The following is a 24,593-nucleotide window of genomic DNA, read 5'->3' as shown; positions in this document are numbered from 1 at the left end:
CGATTGTGTAGGCGTCAGGCCGAGGCGACCGGGATGCCGACGGCCTTGCCCGAGGCGATACGCTGCTTCCACTCCGCCGGGCCGGTGATGTGGGCGCTGGTGCCGGTGGCGTCGACCGCCACGGTGACGGGCATGTCCACCACGTCGAACTCGTAGATGGCTTCCATGCCGAGGTCTTCAAAGCCGACGACCTTGGCGCCCTTGATCGCCTTGCTGACCAGGTAGGCCGAGCCGCCCACCGCCATCAGGTAGGCGCTCTTGTGGTTCTTGATGGACTCGATGGCGACCGGCCCGCGTTCGGCCTTGCCGACCATGGCGATGAGGCCGGTCTTGGCCAGCATCATGTCGGTGAACTTGTCCATGCGCGTGGCGGTCGTCGGGCCGGCCGGGCCCACCACCTCGTCTCGCACCGGGTCCACGGGGCCGACGTAGTAGATGGCGCGGTTGGTGAAGTCCACCGGCAGCGGCTCACCCTTGGCCAGCATGTCCTGGATGCGCTTGTGGGCGGCATCGCGGCCGGTCAGCATCTTGCCGTTCAGCAGCAGCGTCTCGCCGGCCTTCCAGGTGGCGACGATGTCCGGCGTCAGCGTGTTCAGGTCGACGCGCCGGCTCTTGTTGTAGTCTGGCGCCCACTTCACATCGGGCCACAGGTCCAGGCTGGGCGGCTCGAGGTAGCTCGGGCCACTGCCATCCAGCACGAAGTGGGCGTGGCGCGTGGCCGCGCAGTTCGGGATCATGGCGATGGGCTTGCTGGCTGCATGCGTCGGGAAGGTCTTGATCTTCACGTCCAGCACGGTCGTCAGGCCGCCCAGGCCCTGCGCGCCGATGCCCAAGGCGTTGACCTTCTCGTACAGCTCGATGCGCATCTCTTCGAGCTTGTTCTGCGGGCCGCGCTGCAGCAGCTCGTACATGTCGATGTCTTCCATCAGCGCTTGCTTGGCCAGCAAGGCGGCCTTCTCGGCCGTGCCGCCGACGCCGATGCCCAGCATGCCGGGCGGGCACCAGCCGGCGCCCATGGTCGGCACAGTCTTCAGCACCCAGTCGACGATGTCGTCGCTGGGGTTGAGCATGTAGACCTTGCTCTTGTTCTCACTGCCACCGCCCTTGGCCGCGACGATGACGTCCACGGTGTTGCCGGGCACCAGCTCCATCTGCACGACGGCGGGCGTGTTGTCCTTCGTGTTCTTGCGCGCAAAGATGGGGTCGTCCAGCACGCTGGCGCGCAGCTTGTTGTCCGGGTTGAGGTAACCCTGGCGCACGCCTTCGTTGATGGCGTCCTCGATGCTGCCGGCAAAGCCTTCCCAGCGCACGTCCATGCCGATCTTCAGGAAGACATTGACGATGCCGGTGTCCTGGCAGATCGGGCGGCGGCCTTCCGCGCACATGCGGCTGTTGGTGAGGATCTGGGCGATCGCGTCCTTGGCCGCCGGCGAAGCTTCGCTCTCGTAGGCGCGGGCCAGGTGGGCGATGTAGTCGGCCGGGTGGTAGTAGGAGATGTACTGCAGGGCGGCAGCAACGCTGTCGATGAGGTCTTGCTGGCGGATCGTGGTCATTTGGAGGGCAGACAAGCTTGGGGGCGGCCGGAATTATCGGTGGCCGCAAAGATGAGAAGGGTTCTCATCCTGGCTATGCTGAAAGCCAACCCCGCCTTCGTGAGAATCGTCATGAGCAGAACCCGCATCGAGCACGACACCTTCGGCCCCATCGAGGTGCCGGCCGACAAGCTGTGGGGCGCGCAGACGCAGCGCTCGCTGCAGAACTTCGACATCTCCGGCGAACGCCAGGCGCCCGAGCTGATTCGAGCGCTGGCCAAGGTGAAGCGAGCGTCGGCCGTCGTGAACCGTGGGCTGGGGCTGCAGGACCAGGCCAAGACCGAGGCCATCGTGGCCGCGGCCGACGAGGTCATTGGTGGCCTGCATGCTGACGAGTTCCCGTTGGTGGTCTGGCAGACGGGCTCGGGTACGCAGACGAACATGAACGTCAACGAGGTGCTGGCCAACCGCGCCAGCGAGCTGCTGGGCGGCGAGCGGGGCGAGGGGCGGCTGGTGCATCCCAATGACGACGTGAACCGCAGCCAGAGCAGCAACGACGTCTTCCCGACCGCCATGCATGTCGCCGCCGTGCAGGCCTTGCAGGAGCGCCTGCTGCCGCCGCTGCGCGCACTGCGCACGACGCTGCAGCAGAAGGCCGAGGCCTTTGACGACATCGTCAAGATCGGCCGCACCCATCTGCAGGACGCGACGCCGCTGACGCTGGGGCAGGAGATCTCGGGCTGGGTGGCGCAGCTGAACCACGGCGAGCGGCATGTGCTGGCGGCGCTGCCGCATCTGTACGAGCTGGCTTTGGGCGGCACGGCGGTGGGCACCGGGCTGAACGCGCCCAAGGGCTATGCCGAGCAGGTCGCCGCGGAGCTGGCGCGACTGACGGGCCATGACTTCGTCACGGCACCGAACAAGTTCGAGGCCATGGCCTCCTGCGACGCCCTCGTCCACGCCCACGGCGCGCTGAAGACGCTGGCGGCCAGCCTGACCAAGATCGCCAACGACGTGCGCTGGCTGGCCAGCGGCCCGCGCAGCGGCATTGGCGAGATCAGCATCCCGGAGAACGAGCCGGGCTCGTCCATCATGCCCGGCAAGGTCAACCCGACCCAGAGCGAGGCGGTGACCATGCTGGCCGCCCAGGTCATGGGCAACGACGTGGCCATCAACATCGGCGGCGCGTCGGGCAACTTCGAGCTGAACGTCTTTCGCCCGATGGTCATCCACAACTTCCTGCAGAGCGCACGCCTGCTGGCCGATGGCATGGCCAGCTTCAACAGGCACTGTGCCGTCGGCATCGAGCCCAATGAGGGGCGCATTGCCGAGTTGGTGGCGCGCTCACTGATGTTGGTGACGGCGCTCAACACGCATATCGGCTACGACAAGGCCGCCCAGATCGCCAAGAAGGCGCACAAGGAAGGCAGCAGCCTGCGCGAGGCGGCGCTGGCGCTGGGCCATGTGACGGCCGAGCAGTTCGACGCCTGGGTGGTGCCGGGGCAGATGGTCGGCCGCTGACTGACGCTCTAGTGCTTCTCGCCGTGGGGCGGCTGCGGCAACAGCCGGTCCGTGAAGGCGATGGCCATGGCCGACAGCAGGAAGGCGACGTGGATGATGGTCTGGTACATCAGCGTCTTCTCGGCGTAGTTGTCGGCGTTGATGAAGGTCTTCAGCAGGTGGATGGAGCTGATGCCGATGATGGCCGTGGCCAGCTTGACCTTCAGCACCGAGGCATTCACGTGGCTCAGCCACTCGGGCTGGTCGGGGTGGCCGTCGAGGTCCATGCGCGACACGAAGGTCTCGTAGCCGCCGACGATGACCATGATCAGCAGGTTGGAGATCATCACCACGTCGATCAGCCCCAGCACGACCAGCATCAGGATCGTCTCGTTGAGTTTGGCGATCGGCTCATAGCCGACAACCAGGCCGGCGGCGTCCTTGATGGTGGCGCTCTTGTAGCCAATGCTCTTGACCAGGATTTCAAGCGCATGCTGGTCGCCGAACGCCGCCTCGATCAGGTGCACCAGCTCGGTCCAGAACTGGAAGACGTAGACGGCCTGCGCCAGGATCAGGCCCAGGTAGAGGGGCAGTTGCAGCCAGCGGCTGGCGAAGATCAGGCGGGGCAGGGGGCGCAGCGGGGCTGTCATGGAAGTCCGGGGTCGGCGAAGAACGCGCGGATTCTAGGGACAGGCCGTGTCAACGGCGCTGCAGTGCGATGTCGAGCTTTTGCAGCGGCAGTTTGGAATACGCCGCCACATCGGGCTGAGCCTTGAAGGCCTGGCGCGTCTGGGCTGCCAGAGCGAGCGCACCAGGGCGGTCGCCTGCGGCCAGGGCGCACAGGCCCGCCTGGGCGCGCAACCAGGCGGGCCGGGGTGAGTTCGGGTTGCGGTCACGCAGGAGGGCCTCGGCCTGGGCGACGAGCTTGTCGCGCCCGGCCCCGGCGCGGCCCTGGATGCAGTCCAGCTGGGCAGCGACGGCCTCGCTGGTGAAGCGCTCGGGTGGCAGGTCAGGCGTGGACCCCGGCGACAGGCCCTGCACGGCGGCCGCGGCTTCGGCCGGTCGACCCAGGTCGAGCAGGATCTGGGCTTTGACCCAGGCCAACATGGCGCGCGAGGCCGGTGTAGGCGACGCGGCCTCGAGCTTGAGCAGGCCTTCCTGAGCATCCCCCGCTGCCGTCAGCCACAGCGCGAAGCGCGCCAGGTCACCGGGCTGGTCCAGCGGCCGCATCTGCCCATCGCGGATGAGCTTCTGCCAGTAGTCACCCACCTCGTGGCCTTGGGTGAATATGGCGCCCACGGCGGCGGCAAAGATGTCGGATGCGGTCCATTGCAGGCGCTGCCAGTACCGGGGCGGCCGGCCTTCCGAGGATGCCGGAAAGCTGGAATGCAGAAAGGTCCACGCCGACTGGATATCGCCGTGGATGTAGGCCAGGCGGCTGCGCGCCAGGTTCAGGCGCAGTTGCAGGGCTTGCGGTGGCTCCGGCTGGACTTCGATCAGGGCCGCGGCCGAGTCGGCGGCCTGCTGGGCATCCGCATGGCGGGCCAGGCCCGCCTGGTAGCGGGCCAGCGCAAATTCGGTCTGGATGACGCGGGCCTCGATGACCGCCTGGCCGCCGCGTGCATTCAGGTTGCGCACGACGGCGTCGATGAACGGCGCCGCGGCCTGTGCGCGCCCATGTTCGATCAGACTCTGCGCGGCGAGAGATCGCAGCCGATGCACGAGCGGCGATGCGTCCCCGTGCGCGCTGAGCGCCAGCGCGACGCTGCGCTCCAGATGGGCGTCGGCCTCGGTGGGCTGGTCTGCCCGCTCCGCCATCTCGGCCCGCAGCACCTGCGTGCGAGCCGGCGCCGTCGAGCTGGCGGGCTGTGCCGGCAGCATGGGCTCAACCTCCTGCAGCGCGGCCTGCGCCGCCTTTGCACGGCCGGCGGACCAGGCAGCCTGCGCCATCGAGGCCAGCGCCTCGGCGCGCAGCAAGGGATCACCGCCTGCCAGCTTCAGCGCCTCTTGCGCGGCAGCATCGGCCTCGGCCCAGCGGCTGGCCGCCAGCCAGGCCTCCGCGGCCAGCAGCCGTGCCGCCGCCAGCGCCTGCCGGCCGGCGTCCGCGCGTTGCAGGGCTTCGACCTGGCGCTGCGCATGATCGGCGGCCAGGTCGGGCCGGTCCATCTCCAGGAAGAGGCGTGCGATCGCGCCCAGCAAGTCGGCCTGCAGTTCGGGCTCTTCCGGGAAGCGCTGCTGGACCAGCGCGGCGCTGTCGGCCAGCGTCAGCTCGGGCGTGGGGCGGCGCGAATCCGTGCGGGCAAAGAAGGCAGCCTGGTCGGCTCGCAGCAAGGCCGCGGTGAAACTGGTCATGACGCGCTGGCGCTGTGCCGCCAGCTCGGCGCGCTGGGCCTGGCGCAGCGCAATGCCGCCGCCCAGCGCCAGCGCGGCGATGACGACCGCCGACGTGCCGAAGGCAAGCCTGTGGCGGCGCAGCGTGCGGCCGAGGCGGTGCCAAGTGCTGTCGGGCTGGGCCAGCACTGCCTCGCCGCGCAGGTGGCGCTCCACGTCCTGGGCGAAGGCGTCGACGCTGGCATAGCGCTCGGCCGGGTCGCGCCGCAGCGCCTTGGCCAGGATGGCGTCGATGTCACCGCGCAGCGCGCGGGCCGTCGCGGTGTCAGTGCAGCGGATGCTGGCGCGCTCGGGCTCATCGACAAGTACCGCTGCTTCCCAGGCAGCGCGGCTGTCGCGAGCAAGGCGATACGGCGTGTGGCCGGTCAACAGTTCGAAGGCCAGCACGCCCAGGCTGTAGACGTCGGTGGACACGGTGACCGGCGCGTCGCGCAACTGCTCCGGCGAGGCGTAGTGGGGCGTCAGATGGCGCTCCGACGCCAGCGTGAGGCCGGCGCCAACGGCAGCCTCGGACAGCAACTTGGCGATGCCGAAGTCCAGCAAATGGGCCTGGCCGTCGGGCGTCACCAGCACGTTGGAAGGCTTGATGTCGCGGTGCACGACCAACCGCCCGTGGGCATAGCCGACGGCGCGCATGACCTGCAACAGCAGCGTCAGGCGCGCGTTCACGCTCAAGGCCTGCTCGCGACACCAGGCGTCGATGGGTTGGCCGGCCACCAGTTCCAGCGCGAGATACGGCCAGCCGCGCATGTCGATGCCGGCGTCGTAGAGGCGGGCGATGTTGGGGTGCTCCAGCATCGCGCCGATGTCCCGCTCCTGGGCCATCAGTCGTGCCAGCCCCTCGCCCCAGGTCAGCCGTGGCAGCTTGAGCGCCACCTCGCGCCGGTAGCTGCCGTCCGCCCGCTCGGCCCGCCACACACTGCCCATGCCGCCGCGGCCGATCTCTTCCAGCAGCCGGTAGGGGCCGATGCGGTCGCCGGCGTGTACGGCGGCGGGGTCCTCGCCCTCCCAGGCGCCCAGGCGCGGCAGTGTCAGCTCGCCGGGCGGGTTCGCCAGCATGTCGCGCAGCGCCGCCACGAGGTGTGCGGCGTCCGGCGGCAGGGCTGCCAGCCAGGCTTCATGGCTTTCGGGCGCCAGCGCCTGGGCCTGGTCGAGCAGTCGGCTCAGCCGGCTCATGTCCGCCGGGGTCAGCATCGTTGGGCTCTTTTCATTGGGTTCGCACACTAGGTCAGACGCAAGCGCATCGCCAGGGCGGACATCCCCAGTAAGGATGATGTCCGTGGCGGCAGTGCGCTGGCACCATGCGCCCGTGCCAGACGATGCCATCGAAACCCTGATCGAACAGGTCAATGCCGGTAGCGCCGGCGCCCAGGACCGGCTCTTCGCTGCCGCTTACGACGAACTGCGCAAGTTGGCCCGCTCCCGCCTGCGCGACGGCGGGCGCAACACCGTGCTCGACACCACAGTGCTGGTGCATGAGAGCTATCTGCGCTTTCTGGGCAGCGGCCGGCTGCGGCCGGACAGCCGGCGCGCCTTCTTCGCCTATGCCTCACAGGTGATGCGCTCCGTCATCATCGACGCGGTGCGCGAGCGCCAGGCCCAGCGCCGTGGCAGTGGTCTGGCTCACCTGACGCTGGACACCCACATCGCCGACAGCACGCCGGCCGGCGAAGACGAGGTGCTGAAGGTGCACGAGGCCCTGGAGGCCCTGGCCGCGGCCGAGCCGCGCCTGGCCAAGGTGGTGGAGATGCGCTATTTCGGCGGCTACAACGACCTCGAGATCGCCGAGGCGCTGCAGCTCACCGACCGCACGGTGCGCCGTGACTGGGACAAGGCGCGGCTGCTGCTGGGAGTGCTGCTGGGCCAGTGAGCGCGCCGGGGGGCGGCGGTCTTGTCCGGATTCGCTGCAAGGCTGCGTCTGAAAGCAGGTGAGCAAGCCGCTCACGCTCTTGGAACGCGCCATGTCCCGCCATCCCCTTCGAGTTGCTCGAACCGTGCTTGCCGCCTGCGCGCTGCAAGGCGCCGCGTCGGCCTGCATGGCCCAGGCCCAGGCCCTGCCAGGCGTGCGGGCGAGTTGGCAGAGCCAGGACCCGGGAGGTACCTTGACGGGGCTGATGGGCGGAGCGCCCGTGGTGAGTTTTGAAAACGGGCAGTGGTTCTTCCAGGGCGTCGGGGCGATCCTGCTGGGCTGGAATCCGTCCCAGCCCAACGCCGGGCTCGGGACCCTGGACCTGCATTTCGACTTCCAGCCCTGGCATCTGACGCTGGATGCGAAATGGGAGCTGGTTCTCACTCCCCAACCCGACCAGATGAGCGTGCGCACTGTCAGCCGCTTCGTCGCGCCGCCCGACGCGCAACTGGCCACCGCCCGGGGCCTCAACCGGTGGGACGTGACGGCCTCTGGCACCGAACACTACAGCGCCGAGGTGAGCCCGGTGGCGCTGGGGAGCCTGGACAGTTCGGTTGGCCTGACGCCGCCCGTCTGGGCCACGGCACCACAGGCTGCGGGGCACTGGGATCTTTCGGTGACGCAGACGCTGATCGGCAGCTACCACCTCGTGGCGTCTTCGGACCCCGACTGTCTGAGCCTGGCCTGCATGCCCGGGCAACGGGCTGCGGCCAGCCTGCAATCTTTGGAGTTTTACCTGCCGCAGAGCGTCGAGCTGCGGGCCATTGTGTCTAGCGTGCCCGAACCCCAGGTGCCGGTGCTGTTGGCGGCAGGCCTGGGCCTGCTGGCGTTGCGGCGCGGCAGGTCGGGAGCGCGGTCATGAGTGCGCCGCGTGTGATCGGGCTGCTGCTTTGGCTCGCGCTCGGCAGTGCGCGGGGCGCCGAGTACACGGTGCTGTCGCAGGAGCATGTGGCCGGCCATCTGCGTGTCGAAACCCAGTCCGACGGCCGCATCGAGACCGACTACAGCTACCGCGACAACGGCCGCGGCCCGGACATCAAGGAGAGCTTTCGCCTCGCCACCAACGGCGCGCCGCGCGACTACCGCGGCCGGGGGCGCAGCACCATGGGTGCCGAGATTGCCGAGGACTTCGATGTCGTCGAGGCCCACGCGCGCTGGCGTTCGCGGGCCGACAGTGGCGATGTGCCGGCGGATGATGACTTCGTCTTCATCCCGCTGGAGGCCTCGCCAGGCTACTACGGCGCCCTGGTGCGCATGCTGCTGGCCCAGCCCGACGGCAGCGCCGGCACGCTGGGCGGGCTGAAGATCCGCGCCGAGATCCTGGCCCGCCTGACGCCCGATGCCGCGACGGGGCCTCTGGCCCTGGTGGCCGTCACCGGCGCGGATGCCCAGCCCTGGTACTACTGGGTGCGCGACGACGCCAGCCACGCGCTGTTCGCGATCACCTGGCCAGGGTTCGCGGTGGCAGAGAAGGGCGCCGAGGCGCTGGTGCCCGCTTTGCTGGCCCGCCAGCAGCAGGCCGCCAACGAGCGCCTCGGCGCGCTGCGCCAGCGCCTGGCCAAACCGTTCGAAGGCGTCACGCTGATCCGCAATGTGCGCTGGTTCGACGCCCCGGCGGCGCGCATGCGGGGCCCCAGCGATGTGTGGATCTCACAGGGCCGCATCGACGCCGTGACCGAGCCCGGCGCGCTGCGCGTGCTGCCCGAGCGCGCCATCGACGGCCGCGGCCAGACGCTGCTGCCGGGCCTGTGGGACATGCACGCCCATCTGTGGAGCGAGGACGGCCTGGCGCATCTGGCCGGCGGTGTGACCAGCATCCGCGACCCCGGCAACGACAACCAGGAGTTGCTGCGCCTGCGCGACCGCATCGAGCGCGGCGAGGTCATCGGCCCGAACGTCTACGCCGCCGGCTTCATCGAGGGCAAGAGCCCTTTCTCGGCGCGCAATGGCATCGTCGCCGAGACGCTGGACGAGGCACTGGATGCGGTGAGCTGGTATGCCTGCCATGGCTTTGTCGGCATCAAGCTCTACAACTCGATCAAGCCCGAATGGGTCAAGCCGTTGACGACCAAGGCCCGCAGCCTGGGCCTGCACGTCAACGGCCATGTGCCGGCCTTCATGCTCGCCGAGCAGGCGGTGCGCGCCGGCTACGAGGAACTGACCCACATCAACCAGGTCATGCTGAACTTCGTCAGCCGCCCGGGGGACGACAGCCGCACCTTGCTGCGCTTTCAGCGCGTGGGCAGCGACGCCCAGGCCGTGGACCTCGCCAGCCCGAAGGTGCGGCGTTTCATCGCGCTGCTGCGTGAGCGCCAGGTCGTCGTCGACCCGACGCTGATGACCTTCGAGGCCATGTTCACCCAGGCCCAGGGCGAGCTCGACCCGGTGCTGGGCGACGTGGCTGGGCATCTGCCCGTGCTGTGGCAGCGCCAGCTGCGCGTGGCGCCGATGGACCTGGCGGGTGACAAGCTAGCCACCTACCGCGCCTCCTACGCCAAGCTGCTGGCGCTGACGCGCGACATGCACCGGGCCGGGGTGCCGCTGGTGGCGGGCACCGACGGCACGGCCGGCCTGGGGCTGCACCGCGAGCTGGCGCTTTATGTGAAGGCCGGCATTCCGGCGCCCGAGGTGCTGCGCATCGCGACCTGGAACGGCGCGCGGGTGGCGGGCGCCAGCGCCGAGCGTGGCCGCATCGCGCGTGGCTATGCAGCCGACCTGCTGCTTGTCGAGGGCGACCCGTCCCAGGACATCGAGGCGCTGCGCCGTGCCAGCCTCGTCATTCAGGGCCGCGTGGCCTATGCGCCGGCCGAGCTTTATGAAGCCATGGGCTTCAAGCCTTTCGTGGCGGCGCCGGGCATGTTGGTGCGGCCGCGGCCATGAACTAGGGGTGTATGTCCGGATCTGCCGCGGTGATCCGTCCTGAAGAGGGACGGCGCTGCCGCTCCGTCCCCTTCAACCTCCTGGGAGTCCCTGATGATCCAAATGAAATTGCGACTTGTGCCGCCTGCCCTGCTCGCCGCGCTGGCGCTGCTGAGCGGCCCCGCCCGGGCCGAATTCTTCAATGCAGACACCGGGCTGACCACGCCAGACCTCACCGTCGACTTCGAATCGGTTGCGCTGCGGGCGAGCGAGGTCGTGTCCGATCAGTTCGTCAACCTCGGCCTGAAGTTCGATTCCGCTTTCGCCAACGCCGACATGAATCCGGCGTTTGTGCATTTCAGCGGCAACCGTGTGAGCAACTTCCGGTCGAATGTGGGTGCCTCGACCGACTTCGCGATCCATTTCGTCAAGCCCGTTTCAGCCGCAGCCTTCGCGATGGTGACGGCGGACAACGGCGTCTCGACTTTTGACGCCTACTTCCATGGTGGCTGGGTCGAATCTGCCGCCGCGCCCTCATCGCTGACGGGCTCGACCAATATCTATGGCTTTCGCGACATCGTCTTTGACGAGTTGAGGATTCACACCAACACCACGGATCACGCGCTGCTGATCGACAACCTGCAATTCATCAACGCCCCGGTACCCGAGCCGGCGAGCGCGGGCCTGCTGCTGGCCGGCCTGGGCCTGCTGATGGGGCTGAAACGCCGGCCCCGCGCCGAGCCGCGCTAAGCTTGCGCCGCGGGGCGCAGAGCCGAGAGTAAGGGCATCGTCAGTGACTCCTCGCACAGTGCGCGCCAAGCAGCCAGAACGAGGAGACACACGATGAGTACGCTGAACACCTACGCCCCCAGCCCGGAATGGGTCGCCAACGCCCATGTGAAGGGCGAAGCGGGCTATGCCGCTCTTGTGGCCGAAGCCGAGGCCGACTACGCCGGCTTCTGGGCCCGCCAGGCCCGCGAGCTGCTGAGCTGGCAGACGCCGTTCACGAAGACGCTCAACGACAGCGACGCGCCCTTCTTCAAATGGTTCGAGGACGGCAAGCTCAACGTCTCCTACAACTGTCTGGACCGGCATGTGGAAGCCGGCAAGGGCGGCAAGACGGCGCTGATATTCGAAGCCGACGACGGCACGGTCACCAAGGTGACCTACGCCGAGCTGCTGGCCAAGGTCAGCCAGCTCGCCAACGCGCTCAAGGGGCGCGGCATCCAGAAGGGCGACCGCGTCGTCATCTACATGCCCATGTCCGTCGAAGGCGTGGTGGCCATGCAGGCCTGTGCGCGCATCGGCGCGACGCACTCGGTCGTGTTCGGCGGCTTCTCGGCCCAGTCCCTGCGCGACCGCGTGCAGGACGCCGGCGCCGTGGCCATCATCTGCGCCGACGAGCAGGCCCGCGGCGGCAAGGCGCTGCCGCTCAAGGCCATCGTCGACGAGGCGCTGGACGGCGGCGCCTGCCCGACGCTGAAGGACGTCATCGTCTACAAGCGCACCGGCGGCAAGATCGCCTGGGTCGACGGCCGCGATGTGTGGCTGCACGACCTGATGTCGGCCGAGTCGACGAGCTGCGCGCCGGAGTGGGTCGAGGCCGAGCATCCGCTCTTCCTGCTGTACACGTCGGGCTCCACCGGCAAGCCCAAGGGCGTGCAGCACAGCACGGGCGGCTATCTGCTGCATGCGGCACTCACCACCAAGTGGACCTTCGACCTGAAGGACGACGACATCTTCTGGTGCACGGCCGACATCGGCTGGGTCACGGGCCACACCTACATCACCTACGGCCCGCTGGCCCTGGGTGGCACCGAGATCGTCTTCGAGGGCGTGCCCACCTACCCGGACGCCGGCCGCTTCTGGCAGATGATCGAGAAGCACAAGGTCACGATCTTCTACACGGCGCCCACGGCCATCCGCTCGCTGATCAAGGCCGCCGAGAGCAACCCCGCCGTGCATCCCGCGCGTTCCGACCTGAGCAGCCTGCGCCTGCTGGGCTCGGTGGGTGAGCCCATCAACCCGGCGGCTTGGGAGTGGTACTACGAGCATGTGGGCGGCAAGCGCTGCCCCATCGTCGACACCTTCTGGCAGACCGAGACCGGCGGCCACATGATCACGCCGCTGCCCGGCGTGACGACGCTGGTGCCGGGCTCCTGCACGCTGCCCTTCCCGGGCATCACGGCGGCCATCGTCGACGAGACCGGCAACGACGTGCCCAATGGCCAGGGTGGCATCCTGGTCGTCAAGAAGCCCTGGCCGAGCATGATCCGCACGATCTGGGGTGACCCGGAGCGCTTCAAGAAGAGCTACTACCCGGCCGAGCTCAAGGGCTACTACCTGGCCGGTGACGGCGCCATCCGCGACGCCGAAACGGGCTACTTCACCATCACCGGCCGCATCGACGACGTGCTGAACGTGTCCGGCCACCGCATGGGCACGATGGAGATCGAGTCGGCGCTTGTCAGCTGCACCGAACTGGTGGCCGAGGCGGCGGTGGTGGGCCGCCCGGACGACACGACCGGCGAGGCCATCTGCGCCTTCGTCGTGCTGAAGCGCCCGCGCCCGAGCGGCGACGAGGCCAAGGCGATTGCCAAGCAGCTGCGCGACCACGTGGCCAAGGAGATCGGCCCCATCGCCAAGCCCAAGGACATCCGCTTTGGTGACAACCTGCCCAAGACGCGCTCGGGCAAGATCATGCGGCGGCTGTTGCGGTCGGTGGCCAAGGGGGAGACGGTGACGCAGGACACGTCGACATTGGAAAACCCAGCCATCCTGGAGCAACTGGGCCAGGCTTACTAGACTGGACCGGTTGCTCTAGGCAGCGCGAAGCGCGGTCGGCGCAGCCGATGGGCTGGGTTTGGGGCTTGCTCATATCGCTTGCGATGTGAGCGAGCACCAAAATCCCGCAATCCTTGAGCACTTGGGTCAGGCTGACCGAGGTGTGCCGAGGGCATGACCTGCGTCTTGCCCGACGCCTCACTAAGGACTCGCCTCAGGCCCCAAGTTCTAGGGGGTGGTGATCCCTTCTGCGGGCTTAGTGCGGTTGAACGTGTGCAGACGCCCATCAACCCCGACCCGGAGCTTCAAGCCATGCCTTCATCCCGCTATTTCCTGTGCTTGGCACTGGCCGGCCTGGCCAGCAGTGTGCAAGCCGCCCCGAGGCACCAAGACGTCACCGGCCCCGGTGGCTTCATGAGTTCCTGCGCTGCGCCGTCGAGTCCCGGCGCGCCGAGAACGGCAGGTACCGACTTCACCGGCGGCTTCGCGTCTGGCCACTGCACGGTGGCCTACTTCACCGGCAACAGCAGCGCCACCACGAGCGACAGCTACAGCAGCGGCAACATCAGCAACTCGACCTGGGGTGCGGTGGGCATCGGCCACATCCACATGCGTTCAGACAACAACTCGCCCAACAACGCCTTCTTTGCCGTGGCGGGGTCCAACGGCGGCTTCGAGGACAAGCTGACCCTGCAATGGGCCGGGCATACGGGGCAGACGGTCTACATGCTGGTCGACATGTCCATCGACGGCACCCTGGCCGCCGCGGGCTTTGCCGGGCGCAGCCAGATCCAGGTGACCGGTTACATGAACACCTTTGAGTTGTCCTCGTCCAACCCGGGCTACAGCCGGGGCAACTCCGATCTCTTCGCCACCGACCGCCAGCGCGTGGCCTGGGGTGTGGCCAGTTCGCCCGCCACCTCGCGCGTGGTCGACGGGCACTGGACCTTCAGCGTGCCGGTGGTGGTGGGCACGGCCTTCGACCTGGGCATCTACGCCCGCGCCGAGTCGGGGCAGCGCAGCTTCAGCGCGGTGTCGGGCAACTCGAACAGCCAGCTTGATTTCTCCAGCAGCGTGCTGGTGCAGGGCGTGACCGGCCTGCTGGTGGGCGGCAGTTTGGTCACCGATGGCTACACGCTCAGCGCGGCCAGCGGGCTGGACTGGACAACGGCGCTGCCCGTGCCCGAGCCGGGGAGCGCCCTGCTTCTCGCGGCTGGACTCGGGTTGCTCTGCTTGCGCCGTCTGCGCAGGGACTGCCGATAGCGCCGCAAACCGTGCGGTCAGGCCCCGGGCACTGCGGACCCCTGCTTGACGCCCTTGGCTTCGGTCTCCTGCAACTGTGACAGGACCTGGCGTTCTCGCAGGGTGACTGGAGCGGGCAGCAGAGCGCTGCCCTCGCGAGCCAGGCGTGCGGCCTCCTGCGGGCGGGTCGACAGGCTCAGGCGGGCCAGGCCGGCCAGGGCGCGGGCCTTCTGCAACTGCCTGGAACGCGGCGGTGTCGCGGAGTCTGCACGGGCGGTTTCAAGCACCCTGCGGAACTGTTCCGATGCTGCGGCATCGCCTTGCCGTGCCAGGACTTCGGCCAGCACCAACCGGGCCTGCCTCGCCAGCAGGGTGTCGCTGCCCGCAGCCTCGTAGATCGCTGCGGCGCGCTCGGCCGCCTGGCGCGCCAGCGCGGGCTGCCCGGCTTGCCGCTCGGCCTCGGCCAGGAGCATCCGGTTGGCGGCGTAGCTCGAACCCGTGGCGTCGGCCGGCCAGCGTGCGGCCAATTGGCGTGCGGCGACCAGGGCGGCAGCCGCGTTGCCATCGGCCAGGTCGAGTGCCACCTGGGCCGACAGGACGCGATCGCTCAGGGTTCGGCCGGGCTCACCCGTCGGGTGGTGCTGCGCCAGCGCCAGCGCCTCGCGCAGCTCCGCCCTGGCCGCTTCGGGCTGGCCCAGCTCATGGCGCGCCCGCGCGGCATTGACGAGCACGACCACGCGGTCCGGGTTGCGGCCGCTGTCGGTGCGCTGCATGAGGGAGAGCGCCCGGTCGTAGGCTGCCAGCGCTTGTTCCATCTCGCCCCGGCGGGTTTGCAGGTCGCCCAGGTAGAGCTGCAGCAGCGCCTCGGCCTGCTCCGGGTGCTCGGCACTGGGCGTGAGCGCAAGCGCCTTCGTCAGGGCGGCCTGCGCCGCATCGAACTGGTCGCGCATCGAGTGCACGTTGGCCTGCCACTGCAGGGCGAAGGCGTGGGTGGCGTCGTGGGGCCGGTGTTGACGGCAGGCGAGTTCGGCGCGCTCAAACAGGCTCAATGCAAGTTCGTACTGGTCGGTGCGATAGGCGTTCACGCCGCGCATCCACAGCGCAAAGGGGTAGCTCTCGGTGTGTTGCTGGCCGATCCTCTCCATCAGGGCAATGGCGTCGTCGTAGAGCTGGTTGGATTCAGCGCGCCGCCCCAGCTTGGGCAGGTTGGTGGCGCGCTCGACCAGGGCGTAGACGTACTTCTCACTGGTCGCGCCGAAATGCTGCTTGGCCAGTTCGAGCGCTTTGAGCTGCAGGGGCTCGGCCTGCGCATGCAGGCCGTTGATGCGCTGCAGTTCCCCGAGCGCGGTCAGCAGTTCCAGGCGTGCCTCCGGGTCGATCTTGAGGTCGTCCTTGAGCAGTTCGGCACCACCGCTTTCGATCAGCTGCAGCACGGTGGTCGCGGCACCGTTGGCCTGGGTTCGCTGGCCGATCTGCGCCGTGTTGAAGGACTTGAGGAGGAAGTCCTTGATGGCCGTGGCCTTGGCGGCCTCGGTTTGCGCCAGCACGGCCTGACGCCGGGCCCTGTCGGCCTGCCAGAGTGTGGCGCCGACGCCGGCCGCCAGCGCCGACGCCAGCAGCACGCTGCCGGCCACGGCGAGTCGGTTGCGGCGCACGAAGCGTGCGGCCCGGTAGCGCCAATCCCCGGCCCGGGCGCTGACCGGTTCGTGGCGCAGGTAGCGTTGCACATCCTCGGCCAGGGCCTGCACCGAGGGGTAGCGCGCGCCGGGTTGCTTGCGCAGGGCGCGCGCCGTGATGAAGGCCAGATCGCTGCGCAGGGCCCGGGCCAGCTGGGCTGCTGAAGTGCCCCGCGCCGCAGCGGCCTGCACGCTGGGCTGAGCCCGGGAAAGCGACAGGGGCTCGGCCTCGACGATGTCGCGTACCCACTGCGCCGGCGTGCTGTCGGTGCCAGCATAGGGGCGCTGGCCGCTGAGCAACTGGAACAGCAGCACACCCAGGGCATAGACGTCGGTGGCCGTGCTGATGGCGCCGCCGGTGAGTTGCTCGGGTGCGGCGTAGGCGGGTGTCAGGCCCGCGGCGGCGGCCCGGGTGAGGTCGCTGTCGGGACCCGTGTCGTCGGCCAGCAGCTTGGCGACGCCGAAGTCGAGCAGCTTGACCTGGCCGTCCTCGCTCACCAGCAGGTTGGCGGGCTTGAGGTCGCGGTGCACCACCAGGTGGGCATGCGCGTACGCCACGGCCTCGCAGACCTGCAGGAAGAGCGCGAGCCGCTGTGCCAGACCGACGCGACGGACGTCACACCAGTCATCAATCTGAGCGCCGGCCACGTATTCCAGCACCAGATAGCGTGCGCCGTCCGGCTGCACACCGGCATCCAACAGGCGCGCGATGTGTGGATGCCCAAGCCTCGCGAGCAGCTCGCCCTCCCGGGCGAAGCGGGCGCGTTGCGCGGGCGTGGTGGCGCGGGCATGCAACAGCTTGATCGCTGCATGGGCGTCGTAGAGCCCGTCACTGCGTTCGGCCAGCCAGACCTCGCCCATGCCGCCGCTGCCAATCGGCTCCAGCAGCTTCCAGGGACCGAGGCGCTGCCCGGCATGGGCCTGCACCGCCGGCGGCTTGACCTCGGGCATGAACTGCTGCATCTCGGCAGACGCGTCGGCAGCAATCAGCGCGAGCAGTTTTTGGTGCTGCACCGTGTCGGCCTGGGCCTGCGCCAACAGCTCGGCCCGTTCGCTGGCATCGGCGTCGAGCCAGGCGTCGAACAAGGCCATGGCGTCGCGCCAGGGCCCGATGCTGGCGCGTTCGGTGTTCATCCCCTGAGTTGCTCGAACAGGAAGGCGCGCGCCCGGCGCCAGTCGCGCTTGACGGTCGGGACTGAGACGCCCAGCAAATCGGCAATCTCGTCCTGGGTCATGCCGCCGTAGAAGCGCATCTCGACCACCCGGTGGGCGCGCTCGTCGATGGCCGCGAGTGCGTTCAAGGCCTCGTCGAGGCGAATCGGGTCCATGCCTTGCGCAGCCTGCGACGATGGCGAGGTCACCGGCTCGCCCTCGGGTGTCGCGGCGAACTCCAGCAGGGCCGACGTGTTCAGCGTCACCTCGGCCACCCCGCCACCGCGCTTGTCGGCATGGCGGCGGCGCAACTGATCCACCACCACGCTTCGCATGACGCGGCTGGCTAGGGCGAAAAACTGCGCGCGATAGGCCGGCACCACCATGCCGCGTGTGCGCAGCCACAGCTCGTGGATGAGCGCGGGCGGGTCCAGGGTGACGGGGCCCACTGCGTGCAAATGGCGCCGGGCAAGCCGGCTCAGCTCAGGGTAGAGCAGGCTGTAGAGCTGGTCGGCGGCGCCGGGCTCGCCCGCCGCCACACCGCGCAGCAGTTCAGTGACCTCAGCCATGTGCCAATGCGACTTGCATCGCGCAAGTTTCGCATCGGCGGGCTGTGGCCGCGAGGGCCTTTGCCCGGCTCAGCGGCGACGCCGCAGCTTCAGAGCCAGCAGACCCAGGCCACCCAACGACAGGGCTACGCTGCCCGGTTCCGGCACGGCCGACACATTGAGCGCCTGGTCGAGGTGGATCTTCAGGAACTCGGTGTTGTCCGAACCCAGGTTGCGGCCGCCCGTGCCGGGGTAGTTGTTGTCATTGGCGACCAGCAGGGTGTGGGCGTCCAGGATGAGCACACTCTCGATGGTCGTGAACGGAAAGGTGAAGGCGCTGCTGCCGTCGCCGTTCAGATCATGCGGGTCGGCGATGTTCATCAGGTCGATGACCTCGCTCTTGACGAGGTTGCCGCTGCCGTCCAACTGGTTCAGGTCGACCTTGAAGATCTTCTTGAACGGCGTGCCCCCGCTGGTGGCCGTAGCGCCGTTGCGCTCGATGATGAGGAACTCGTGGTCGTTGATGGCCGTCATGTCACCGATGTTGGTGCCGGCGCCGTCGAGCTTGTAGTTCCATTGCTGGCCGGTGTAGCTCTCGGTGCCTACATCGAAGGCGTTGATGCGCAGCGTCTTGGCCGGGTCGCCCGTGACCGTGCCTTCCAGCAGCGTGTAGAGGCGGTCGCCGTTGGGGTTGATGGCCATGCCTTCGAAGCCGTTGGAGCGGCCCAGCGTCGCGCCAATGGTGCCGTTGACGACCGCCTCGTTCTGCGGCGACGCCACGCCCAGCATGCCGATCTCGCGGCGCAGCACTTCGCCCTTGGCATTGGTCTTGACCAGATAGGGCCCGAACTCATCGCCGAACCACAGGTTGCCGTTCTTGTCCTTGCGCACCGACTCGATGTCCAGGTCGGCGCCGGTCAGCTGGCGGCCGCTGCGGATGCTGGGGTCGACCAGCGGGTTGGCTGCCGTGTTGTAGTAGCGCGTGTAGTCGGCCTGGATCTTCAGCGACAGCAACTGGTTTGGATCGGACAGCGTGACGTAGCTGCCAGACGTGAAACCGCCCATGCTGGCGCCGCTGTTGAAGTTGGCGGCCGAGACCGTACCGGTGCCGCCCGTGGCCGTCTTGAAGTTGGGTGTGACGGCGTACATGCGCAGCAGTGCGTCGGCCGAGTTTTCCTTGGCGCCGAAGCCGTTGTCGGGCATGAAGAGGTAGGTGCCAGCGGCAGGGCCGGCCAGTACGGCGGAGAAACCTTGCACGGATTGCTTGTTCAGCAGCGGCAGCGAGTTACCTCCGGCGCCGCTGGCGAACTGGCCGGTGGTCGGACCTTCGGCAAAGGTGTTGGCCGGCATCAGGGCCCAGCCTTCCAGCGTGGCCGAGGCGGCCTGGGCAGTGCTGGCGGCGAACAGGGCAAGGACGGTCGTCGCGAGCGCGGCGGGCTTCAGTGGGCAAATGGAGTTCATGGGCGATGCCGTGGCTGCGCGCAGAACAGCCTGCGCGGCGCGGATTCTTGGCAGCCGCCGTGACGCGCCAGTGACGCGTTGCACCACCGTCCCCAAAAGCAGAGCAGGCCCCGCAGGGCCTGTTTACAGAAGGGGTGACGGCCTTACTTGACCGTCAGCACCCACTTGGCAAGGGTTTCGGCCTCGGCCGGGCTGACCTGGGTATTGGCCGGCATGGGCACGGGGCCCCAAACGCCGGAACCGCCCTTCTGGATCTTCTCGGCGAGCTTCTTGTAGGCGTCCTTGTCCTTGGCGTACTTGGCCGCCACGTCCTTGTAGGCCGGGCCGACGAGCTTCTTGTCCAGCGCATGGCAGGCCATGCAGTTCTTTTTCTGCGCCAGCTCCTGGGTGGCGAAGGCGGCGGGAGCGACGACGAGGGCGAGGCTGAGGATCAAAGCATTCTTCATGCGAACCTTTCGGGGCGTTGGACTACAGTGGTTGCAAAGATACCTGAAGGAGAGCCCGCATGGGTTTCGTGTTGATCGGCGTGCTCTTGATCGTGCTGCGGCTCGGCGGCTGGGTGCAGTTCCACAAGGACGACTTCTGGGCCTGGATCATCGTGCTGTCGCCCTTTGTGCTGGCCGCGGTCTGGTGGGCCTGGGCGGACTCCAGCGGCCTGACGCAGAAGAAGGCGATGAATGCCCTGGACGCCAAGAAGGCGGCCCGGCGCGAGGAACTGATGGAAGGGCTGGGGCAAGGCAAGCCCGGGGCGAAGAAGAAGCGCTGACGTGCCCCTCGCCCAGCCTCGCGCCGCTGAACGCGGGCGAGCCTGGTCGGTCTTGCAGACCGCGCAGCCGACGGAGCGGCTGCTCTTCGGCAGGCACGACAAGTCCACAGGACTTGCCGTGTCCGGCCTCAGCCCCCCGGGGGGACGGCGATGCTTGCCGGATTGACCGGCAAGCAAATCGCCATGACGGGCCGGCTAGGGAGCGGCCCGGCGCTCGGCCCGGAACCCCTCACTCAAACTTGTCCAAAACCGCACCCGAACTCGCGCTCGAAGCGTTCTTCGCAAATTTGGCCAACACGCCCCGCGTGTAGCGCGGCTTGGGCTGCAGCCAGGCCGCACGGCGCTTCGCCAACTCGGCGTCGTCGACATTGAGGTTCAGCACCAGTTGATGCGCGTCGATGGTGATGGAGTCACCCTCCTGCACCAGCGCGATGACGCCGCCTTCATAGGCCTCCGGCGCCACATGGCCGACCACCATGCCCCAGGTGCCCCCCGAGAAGCGGCCGTCGGTGATGAGGCCGACGCTCTCGCCCAGGCCCTGGCCGATCAGCGCGCCAGTCGGGGCCAGCATCTCCGGCATGCCGGGGCCGCCCTTGGGGCCGAGGTAGCGCAGCACCATGACGTCGCCGGCCACGATCTTGTTGGCCATGATGGCGGCCAGCGCGCTCTGTTCGTCATCGAAGACCCGCGCCGGGCCCGTCATCACGGGCGTCTTGAGGCCGGTGATCTTGGCCACGCAGCCTTCGGGCGAGAGATTGCCTCGCAGGATGGCCAGGTGGCCTTCGGCGTAGATGGGCTTGGCGACGGGCTGGATGACGTCCTGGTCGGCGCTCAAGGCGGGAACGTCGGCCAGGTTCTCGGCCACGGTCTTGCCGGTGATGGTGATGCAGTCGCCGTGCAGCAGCCCGGCAGCCAGCAATTCCTTCATGACCGCTGGCACGCCGCCGGCCTTGTGCAGGTCCACGGCCAGGTATTTGCCGCTGGGCTTGAGGTTGCACAGCACCGGGATCTTCTTGCGCATGCGCTCGAAGTCGTCGATGGTCCAGTCCACCTCGGCCGCGTGGGCGATGGCCAGGAAGTGCAGCACCGCGTTGGTTGAACCGCCCGTGGCCATGATGACGGCGACGGCGTTCTCGATGGCCTTTTTGGTGACGATGTCGCGCGGCTTCAGGTCGGCCTTGACGGCCTCCACCAGGCAGTCGGCCGCCAGCTTGACGTTCTCGACCACCTCGTCCTCGACGTTGGACATGCTGGAGGAGTAGGGCAGGCTCATGCCCAGGGCCTCGAAGGCCGAGCTCATCGTGTTGGCCGTGTACATGCCGCCGCAGGAGCCGCTGCCGGGGATGGCGCGCTTCTCGATCTGGCAGAAATCTTCCTCGCTCATCTTGCCGGCGCTGAACTGGCCCACGGCCTCGAAGACGCTGACGATATTGAGGTCCTGGCCCTTGTAGTGGCCCGGCTTGATGGTGCCGCCGTAGATGTAGATGGCCGGCACATTGGCGCGCAGCATGCCCATCATGCCGCCGGGCATGTTCTTGTCGCAGCCGCCGATGACCATGACGCCGTCCAGCCACTGGCCGCCCACGCAGGTCTCCACGCAGTCAGAGATGACCTCGCGCGACACCAGCGAGTACTTCATGCCCTCGGTGCCCATGGCCATGCCATCGGAAATGGTCGGCGTGCCGAACAACTGGGCGTTGGCGCCGGCGGCCTTCAGGCCGATCACAGCGGCGTCGGCAAGCTTTTGCAGGCCGGAGTTGCAGGGCGTGATCGTGGAGTGGCCGTTGGCGATGCCGATCATGGGCTTGCCGAAGTCGCTCTCCTGGTAGCCCATGCCGTAGTACATGGAACGGTTGGGGGCACGGGCCACGCCCTCGGTGATGTTCTTGCTGCGGCGGTTGAAGCTCATGGCGATTTCCTCGTGAAGCCGGCAGTGTGGCGCGCCTCGGTTTGCTTTTCAAATATATTGTTCACTCTGCATTGATATGCATGGTGAATCAATGATCGAACTGCGCCCCCTCCAGCAATTCCTCGCCGTGGCCGAGCTGCTGCACTTCGGCCGTGCCGCCGAGCGCCTGCACATGAGCCAGCCGCCGCTGACTCAGGCCGTTCGCAAGCTGGAGGCCCAGCTCGGTGTGCAGCTGTTCGAGCGCAGCAGCCGCAGCGTGCGTCTGACGCCGGCCGGCGCGGCATTGCAGGCGTCGGCGCAGAAGCTGCTGCTTGAGGCCGCCGCGCTGCCGGCCGAGGTGAGGGCGGTGGCTGACGGCCTGGCCGGGCGACTGCGCCTGGCCTTTGTGTCGACTGTCGGCTTCGGCGGCCTGCCGCTATGGCTGCGCTCCTTCCGCGAGGCCTGCCCGCAGGTGGCCCTGGCGCTGCGCGAGGCGACGCTGGACGTGCAGCTGCGCGAGTTCGAAGCCGGCAGCATCGACGCCGGCTTCGTCATCCACACGCCCGGCGCTGCGCCGGTGGGCTTCCAACGCCTGTCGATCGGTATCGAACCGCTGGTGCTGGCCCTGCCCAGCAGCGACGAAACGCCGACCGACGTGCAATGCCGCTCGGCGCCGCTGGTGATCTTTCCGCGCGAGGTGGCGCCGTCGCTGTACGACGCCATCCTGGCCCACCACGGCGCGGCGGGCGTGGCTCAGGAGGCCATCCAGATGCAGACCATCGTCAACCTCGTGTCGGCCGCCATCGGCGTGGCCTGGGTGCCGGCCAGCCTGCAGGGCCTGCAACGGGCTGGCGTGACCTATCGGACACTGCCCGGCGCCCCCCAGGTCGAGACCAGCCTGATCTGGCGTGCCGATGCGCCGCCCGTCGTCGCGCGCTTCGTCGAGCACGTGCGCACCCATGCCTGAAGTCATGCGTAAAAACCCGTGTCGCCGTGGATGCTGCTGCAACGTTTACGAATTCACACTCTGGAGACCCCTGCATGACCCTTCGCCTGCTCCCCCTCGCCCTGGCCCTGCTGGCCGGCGCCGCCCAGGCCGACCTGCTCAAGGATCCGCAATGGCAGGCGTGGCTGGATGCCGGCAGGACCGCCGACCTCGTGCGCGCCGCCAAAGCCAAGGGTGATGACGACCAGGCCGCTGTCGCTCTCGCCATGGCCGCCGTCGACGACAACGACGGTGCCCGGTTGGAGGCAGCCATCCCTGCCTTGCAAAACTGCTCAGAGAAGCGCCCGCAGGCCGTCTGCAGCTATGCCCTTGGGCGTGTCTACGGCCAGCAGGCCATGGCGGCCAGCGTCTTCAAGATGCCTGGCCTGGCGAGCAAGACCAAGGAGCAGTTCGCCAAGGCCGTCGAGCTCGATCCGGCGCTGTTCGAGGCACGCAGCGGCCTGACGCAGTTCTATCTGATGGCCCCGGGCTTTGCCGGCGGCAGCGTGCCCAAGGCCAAGGAGCTGGCCGCGGAGGCGCAGCCGCGCCAGCCCGAGCAGGCCAAGCTGCTGCGCGCCATGCTCGCCATGAACGACAAGGATTGGGCCGGCGCCGAGCGCGAGTTGGCCAGCGCCAAACCGGGCGACGACCGCACGGTGGTCCGCGAGCTGCGCGGCCAGTGGACGCGCCTGGGTTTCGAGTTCATGGAGCAGAAGAACCTGCCCAAGGCCCGCGGCATCTTCGAGGCCCTGCAGCGCGACTATCCCGGCCACGCCGCCGGCCCCTATGGCCTGGGCCGTGTGCTGACGGAGCAGGGCCAGCTCGATGAAGCCGTCAAGGCCTTCGAGCGCGCGCGGGCCCTGGAAGGTGCGGAGCGCATGCCCATCGACCATCGCCTGGGCCAGGCCCTGATCGCCAAGGGCGACAAGGCCGGTGCCAGGGCGGCGCTCGAGCGCTTCGTGCAGAACAAGCGCGCCAATCCGCGCAACGTCGACGAGGCGAAAAAGCTGCTGGCCGACCTGGCCTGACGGGGCGGGAGGAGGGCGCTGGCTATGATGCCGGCCGCTCTTCTTCCCATCGGGCCATGCTGGTTCATCCTCAGTTCGACCCCATCGCCGTCCACATCGGTTCCGGCGGCATCCATTGGTATGGCATCACCTACCTGATCGCCTTCGGCCTCTTCCTGTGGCTGGCTACGCTGCGCTCGCGCATGCCCCAGCACGCAGCCGTGGGCTGGACCAAGCGGGACGTGGACGACGTGCTGTTCTACGGCGTGCTGGGCGTCGTGCTGGGCGGACGCTTGGGGTACTGCTTCTTTTACAAGCCCGGTTACTACGTCCATCACCTGACCGAGATCATCCGGGTCTGGGATGGCGGCATGTCTTTCCACGGCGGCCTGCTCGGCGTGCTGCTGGGCCTGTACCTGTTCGGGCGCCGTCGCGGCCGCAGCTTCTTCGAGGTGTCAGACCTGATCGCGCCCTGCGTGCCGACCGGCATCATGGCCGTGCGCCTGGGCAACTTCGTCAATGGCGAGCTGTGGGGTCGGCCGGCGCCGGCCGACCTGCCCTGGGCCATGATCTTTCCCCAGGCCAATGACGGCGGCATTGCCCGCCATCCTTCCCAGCTCTACCAGGCAGCGGGCGAAGGCCTGCTGCTTTTCATCATCCTGTGGCTCTATGCCCGCAAGCCACGCGCGACCGGGCAGATCTCCGGCGTCTTCATGATGGGCTATGGCGCGCTGCGCTTCGTGGCCGAATACTTCCGTGAGCCCGATGACTTCCTCGGCCTGCGCGCGCTGAGCTGGAGCCAGGGACAGTGGCTGAGCCTGCCAATGGTCATCGTTGGTGCCGCCATCTTTGCCTGGGCCACCAAGCGCAATCAAAGGCCGGTCCAAGGTTGA

At 68.3% G+C, this 24,593-nt stretch carries 19 protein-coding genes; 11 read left to right on the top strand and 8 right to left on the bottom strand.

The genetic code is table 11. From position 1 onward, the window contains the following. Positions 1 to 14 precede the first annotated feature (14 nt). The gene (locus tag AC1DW0_RS20865; protein ID WP_477947731.1) at positions 15 to 1,553 is read right to left on the bottom strand and encodes a fumarate hydratase; all 1,539 of its coding nucleotides are present in this window, start codon (positions 1,551 to 1,553) and stop codon (positions 15 to 17) included. Positions 1,554 to 1,664: 111 nt separating this feature from the next. Here AC1DW0_RS20865 and fumC point away from each other — a divergent pair, with 111 nt between their 5' ends. Then, positions 1,665 to 3,053, top strand: coding sequence for a class II fumarate hydratase (fumC, locus tag AC1DW0_RS20860; protein ID WP_457353174.1), 1,389 nt, complete (start codon positions 1,665 to 1,667; stop codon positions 3,051 to 3,053). Positions 3,054 to 3,061: 8 nt separating this feature from the next. Here fumC and AC1DW0_RS20855 read toward each other — a convergent pair whose 3' ends face one another. Together AC1DW0_RS20855 and AC1DW0_RS20850 are read right to left on the bottom strand one after the other, a co-directional pair. After that, positions 3,062 to 3,682 (bottom strand): TIGR00645 family protein, encoded by a 621-nt coding sequence (locus tag AC1DW0_RS20855; protein WP_056201399.1) that lies wholly within the window; start codon positions 3,680 to 3,682, stop codon positions 3,062 to 3,064. Positions 3,683 to 3,731: 49 nt separating this feature from the next. After that, a complete protein-coding gene (locus AC1DW0_RS20850) occupies positions 3,732 to 6,617 on the bottom strand; it encodes a protein kinase domain-containing protein (RefSeq protein ID WP_477947728.1) in 2,886 nt (961 codons plus the stop codon). Between the two features lie 115 nt (positions 6,618 to 6,732). Between AC1DW0_RS20850 and AC1DW0_RS20845 the strand changes: the two genes are divergently transcribed. The 6 genes from AC1DW0_RS20845 to AC1DW0_RS20820 all read left to right on the top strand — a co-directional run bounded on the left by AC1DW0_RS20845 (position 6,733) and on the right by AC1DW0_RS20820 (position 14,238). Continuing rightward, a complete protein-coding gene (locus AC1DW0_RS20845) occupies positions 6,733 to 7,293 on the top strand; it encodes an ECF-type sigma factor (RefSeq protein ID WP_457323246.1) in 561 nt (186 codons plus the stop codon). A gap of 91 nt (positions 7,294 to 7,384) precedes the next feature. Beyond that, complete coding sequence (locus AC1DW0_RS20840) at positions 7,385 to 8,194, top strand: hypothetical protein (RefSeq protein ID WP_477947726.1); 810 nt, start codon at positions 7,385 to 7,387, stop codon at positions 8,192 to 8,194. After that, positions 8,191 to 10,212 (top strand): amidohydrolase family protein, encoded by a 2,022-nt coding sequence (locus tag AC1DW0_RS20835; protein ID WP_477947724.1) that lies wholly within the window; start codon positions 8,191 to 8,193, stop codon positions 10,210 to 10,212. Before AC1DW0_RS20840 ends, AC1DW0_RS20835 begins: the two co-directional genes overlap by 4 nt. Before the next feature lie 102 nt (positions 10,213 to 10,314). Then, on the top strand, positions 10,315 to 10,941 hold the full coding sequence (locus AC1DW0_RS20830; protein WP_477947722.1) for a PEP-CTERM sorting domain-containing protein: 627 nt from the start codon (positions 10,315 to 10,317) through the stop codon (positions 10,939 to 10,941). A 93-nt stretch (positions 10,942 to 11,034) separates the two neighbouring features. After that, positions 11,035 to 12,996, top strand: a complete 1,962-nt coding sequence (gene acs, locus AC1DW0_RS20825; RefSeq protein ID WP_477947720.1) for an acetate--CoA ligase — start codon at positions 11,035 to 11,037, stop codon at positions 12,994 to 12,996. A gap of 291 nt (positions 12,997 to 13,287) precedes the next feature. Next, positions 13,288 to 14,238 carry a PEP-CTERM sorting domain-containing protein gene (locus AC1DW0_RS20820; RefSeq protein WP_457353160.1) on the top strand — a complete coding sequence of 317 codons (951 nt, stop codon included), beginning with the start codon at positions 13,288 to 13,290 and terminating at the stop codon, positions 14,236 to 14,238. Positions 14,239 to 14,255: 17 nt separating this feature from the next. On the opposite strand, the gene AC1DW0_RS20815 is transcribed toward AC1DW0_RS20820, so the two are convergent. From AC1DW0_RS20815 to AC1DW0_RS20800, 4 genes are all read right to left on the bottom strand, one after another. Next, positions 14,256 to 17,027, bottom strand: a complete 2,772-nt coding sequence (locus AC1DW0_RS20815) for a protein kinase domain-containing protein (RefSeq protein WP_477947718.1) — start codon at positions 17,025 to 17,027, stop codon at positions 14,256 to 14,258. Further along, positions 17,024 to 17,614 carry an ECF-type sigma factor gene (locus AC1DW0_RS20810; protein WP_457326558.1) on the bottom strand — a complete coding sequence of 197 codons (591 nt, stop codon included), beginning with the start codon at positions 17,612 to 17,614 and terminating at the stop codon, positions 17,024 to 17,026. Before AC1DW0_RS20810 ends, AC1DW0_RS20815 begins: the two co-directional genes overlap by 4 nt. A gap of 69 nt (positions 17,615 to 17,683) precedes the next feature. After that, positions 17,684 to 19,054 (bottom strand): esterase-like activity of phytase family protein, encoded by a 1,371-nt coding sequence (locus tag AC1DW0_RS20805; RefSeq protein WP_477947716.1) that lies wholly within the window; start codon positions 19,052 to 19,054, stop codon positions 17,684 to 17,686. A gap of 143 nt (positions 19,055 to 19,197) precedes the next feature. Continuing rightward, positions 19,198 to 19,500 carry a c-type cytochrome gene (locus AC1DW0_RS20800; protein ID WP_056201431.1) on the bottom strand — a complete coding sequence of 101 codons (303 nt, stop codon included), beginning with the start codon at positions 19,498 to 19,500 and terminating at the stop codon, positions 19,198 to 19,200. Positions 19,501 to 19,559: 59 nt separating this feature from the next. Here AC1DW0_RS20800 and AC1DW0_RS20795 point away from each other — a divergent pair, with 59 nt between their 5' ends. Then, entirely contained in the window at positions 19,560 to 19,820 is a 261-nt protein-coding gene (locus tag AC1DW0_RS20795; RefSeq protein WP_056201434.1) for a TIGR04438 family Trp-rich protein, read from the top strand. 229 nt (positions 19,821 to 20,049) lie between these two features. On the opposite strand, the gene ilvD is transcribed toward AC1DW0_RS20795, so the two are convergent. Beyond that, on the bottom strand, positions 20,050 to 21,729 hold the full coding sequence (gene ilvD, locus AC1DW0_RS20790; protein WP_477947713.1) for a dihydroxy-acid dehydratase: 1,680 nt from the start codon (positions 21,727 to 21,729) through the stop codon (positions 20,050 to 20,052). Positions 21,730 to 21,820: 91 nt separating this feature from the next. On the opposite strand from ilvD, the gene AC1DW0_RS20785 reads away from it, so the two are divergent. The 3 genes from AC1DW0_RS20785 (at position 21,821) to lgt (ending at position 24,593) form a co-directional block, all read left to right on the top strand. Beyond that, positions 21,821 to 22,675, top strand: coding sequence for a LysR family transcriptional regulator (locus AC1DW0_RS20785; protein ID WP_477947711.1), 855 nt, complete (start codon positions 21,821 to 21,823; stop codon positions 22,673 to 22,675). A 74-nt stretch (positions 22,676 to 22,749) separates the two neighbouring features. Further along, positions 22,750 to 23,721 carry a tetratricopeptide repeat protein gene (locus AC1DW0_RS20780; RefSeq protein WP_477947709.1) on the top strand — a complete coding sequence of 324 codons (972 nt, stop codon included), beginning with the start codon at positions 22,750 to 22,752 and terminating at the stop codon, positions 23,719 to 23,721. A gap of 56 nt (positions 23,722 to 23,777) precedes the next feature. Beyond that, positions 23,778 to 24,593, top strand: a complete 816-nt coding sequence (gene lgt, locus AC1DW0_RS20775) for a prolipoprotein diacylglyceryl transferase (RefSeq protein WP_457390458.1) — start codon at positions 23,778 to 23,780, stop codon at positions 24,591 to 24,593.

It is taken from the genome of Roseateles sp. P4_D2 (assembly GCF_056401875.1).
This window is presented reverse-complemented; position numbering and strand designations above follow the sequence as displayed.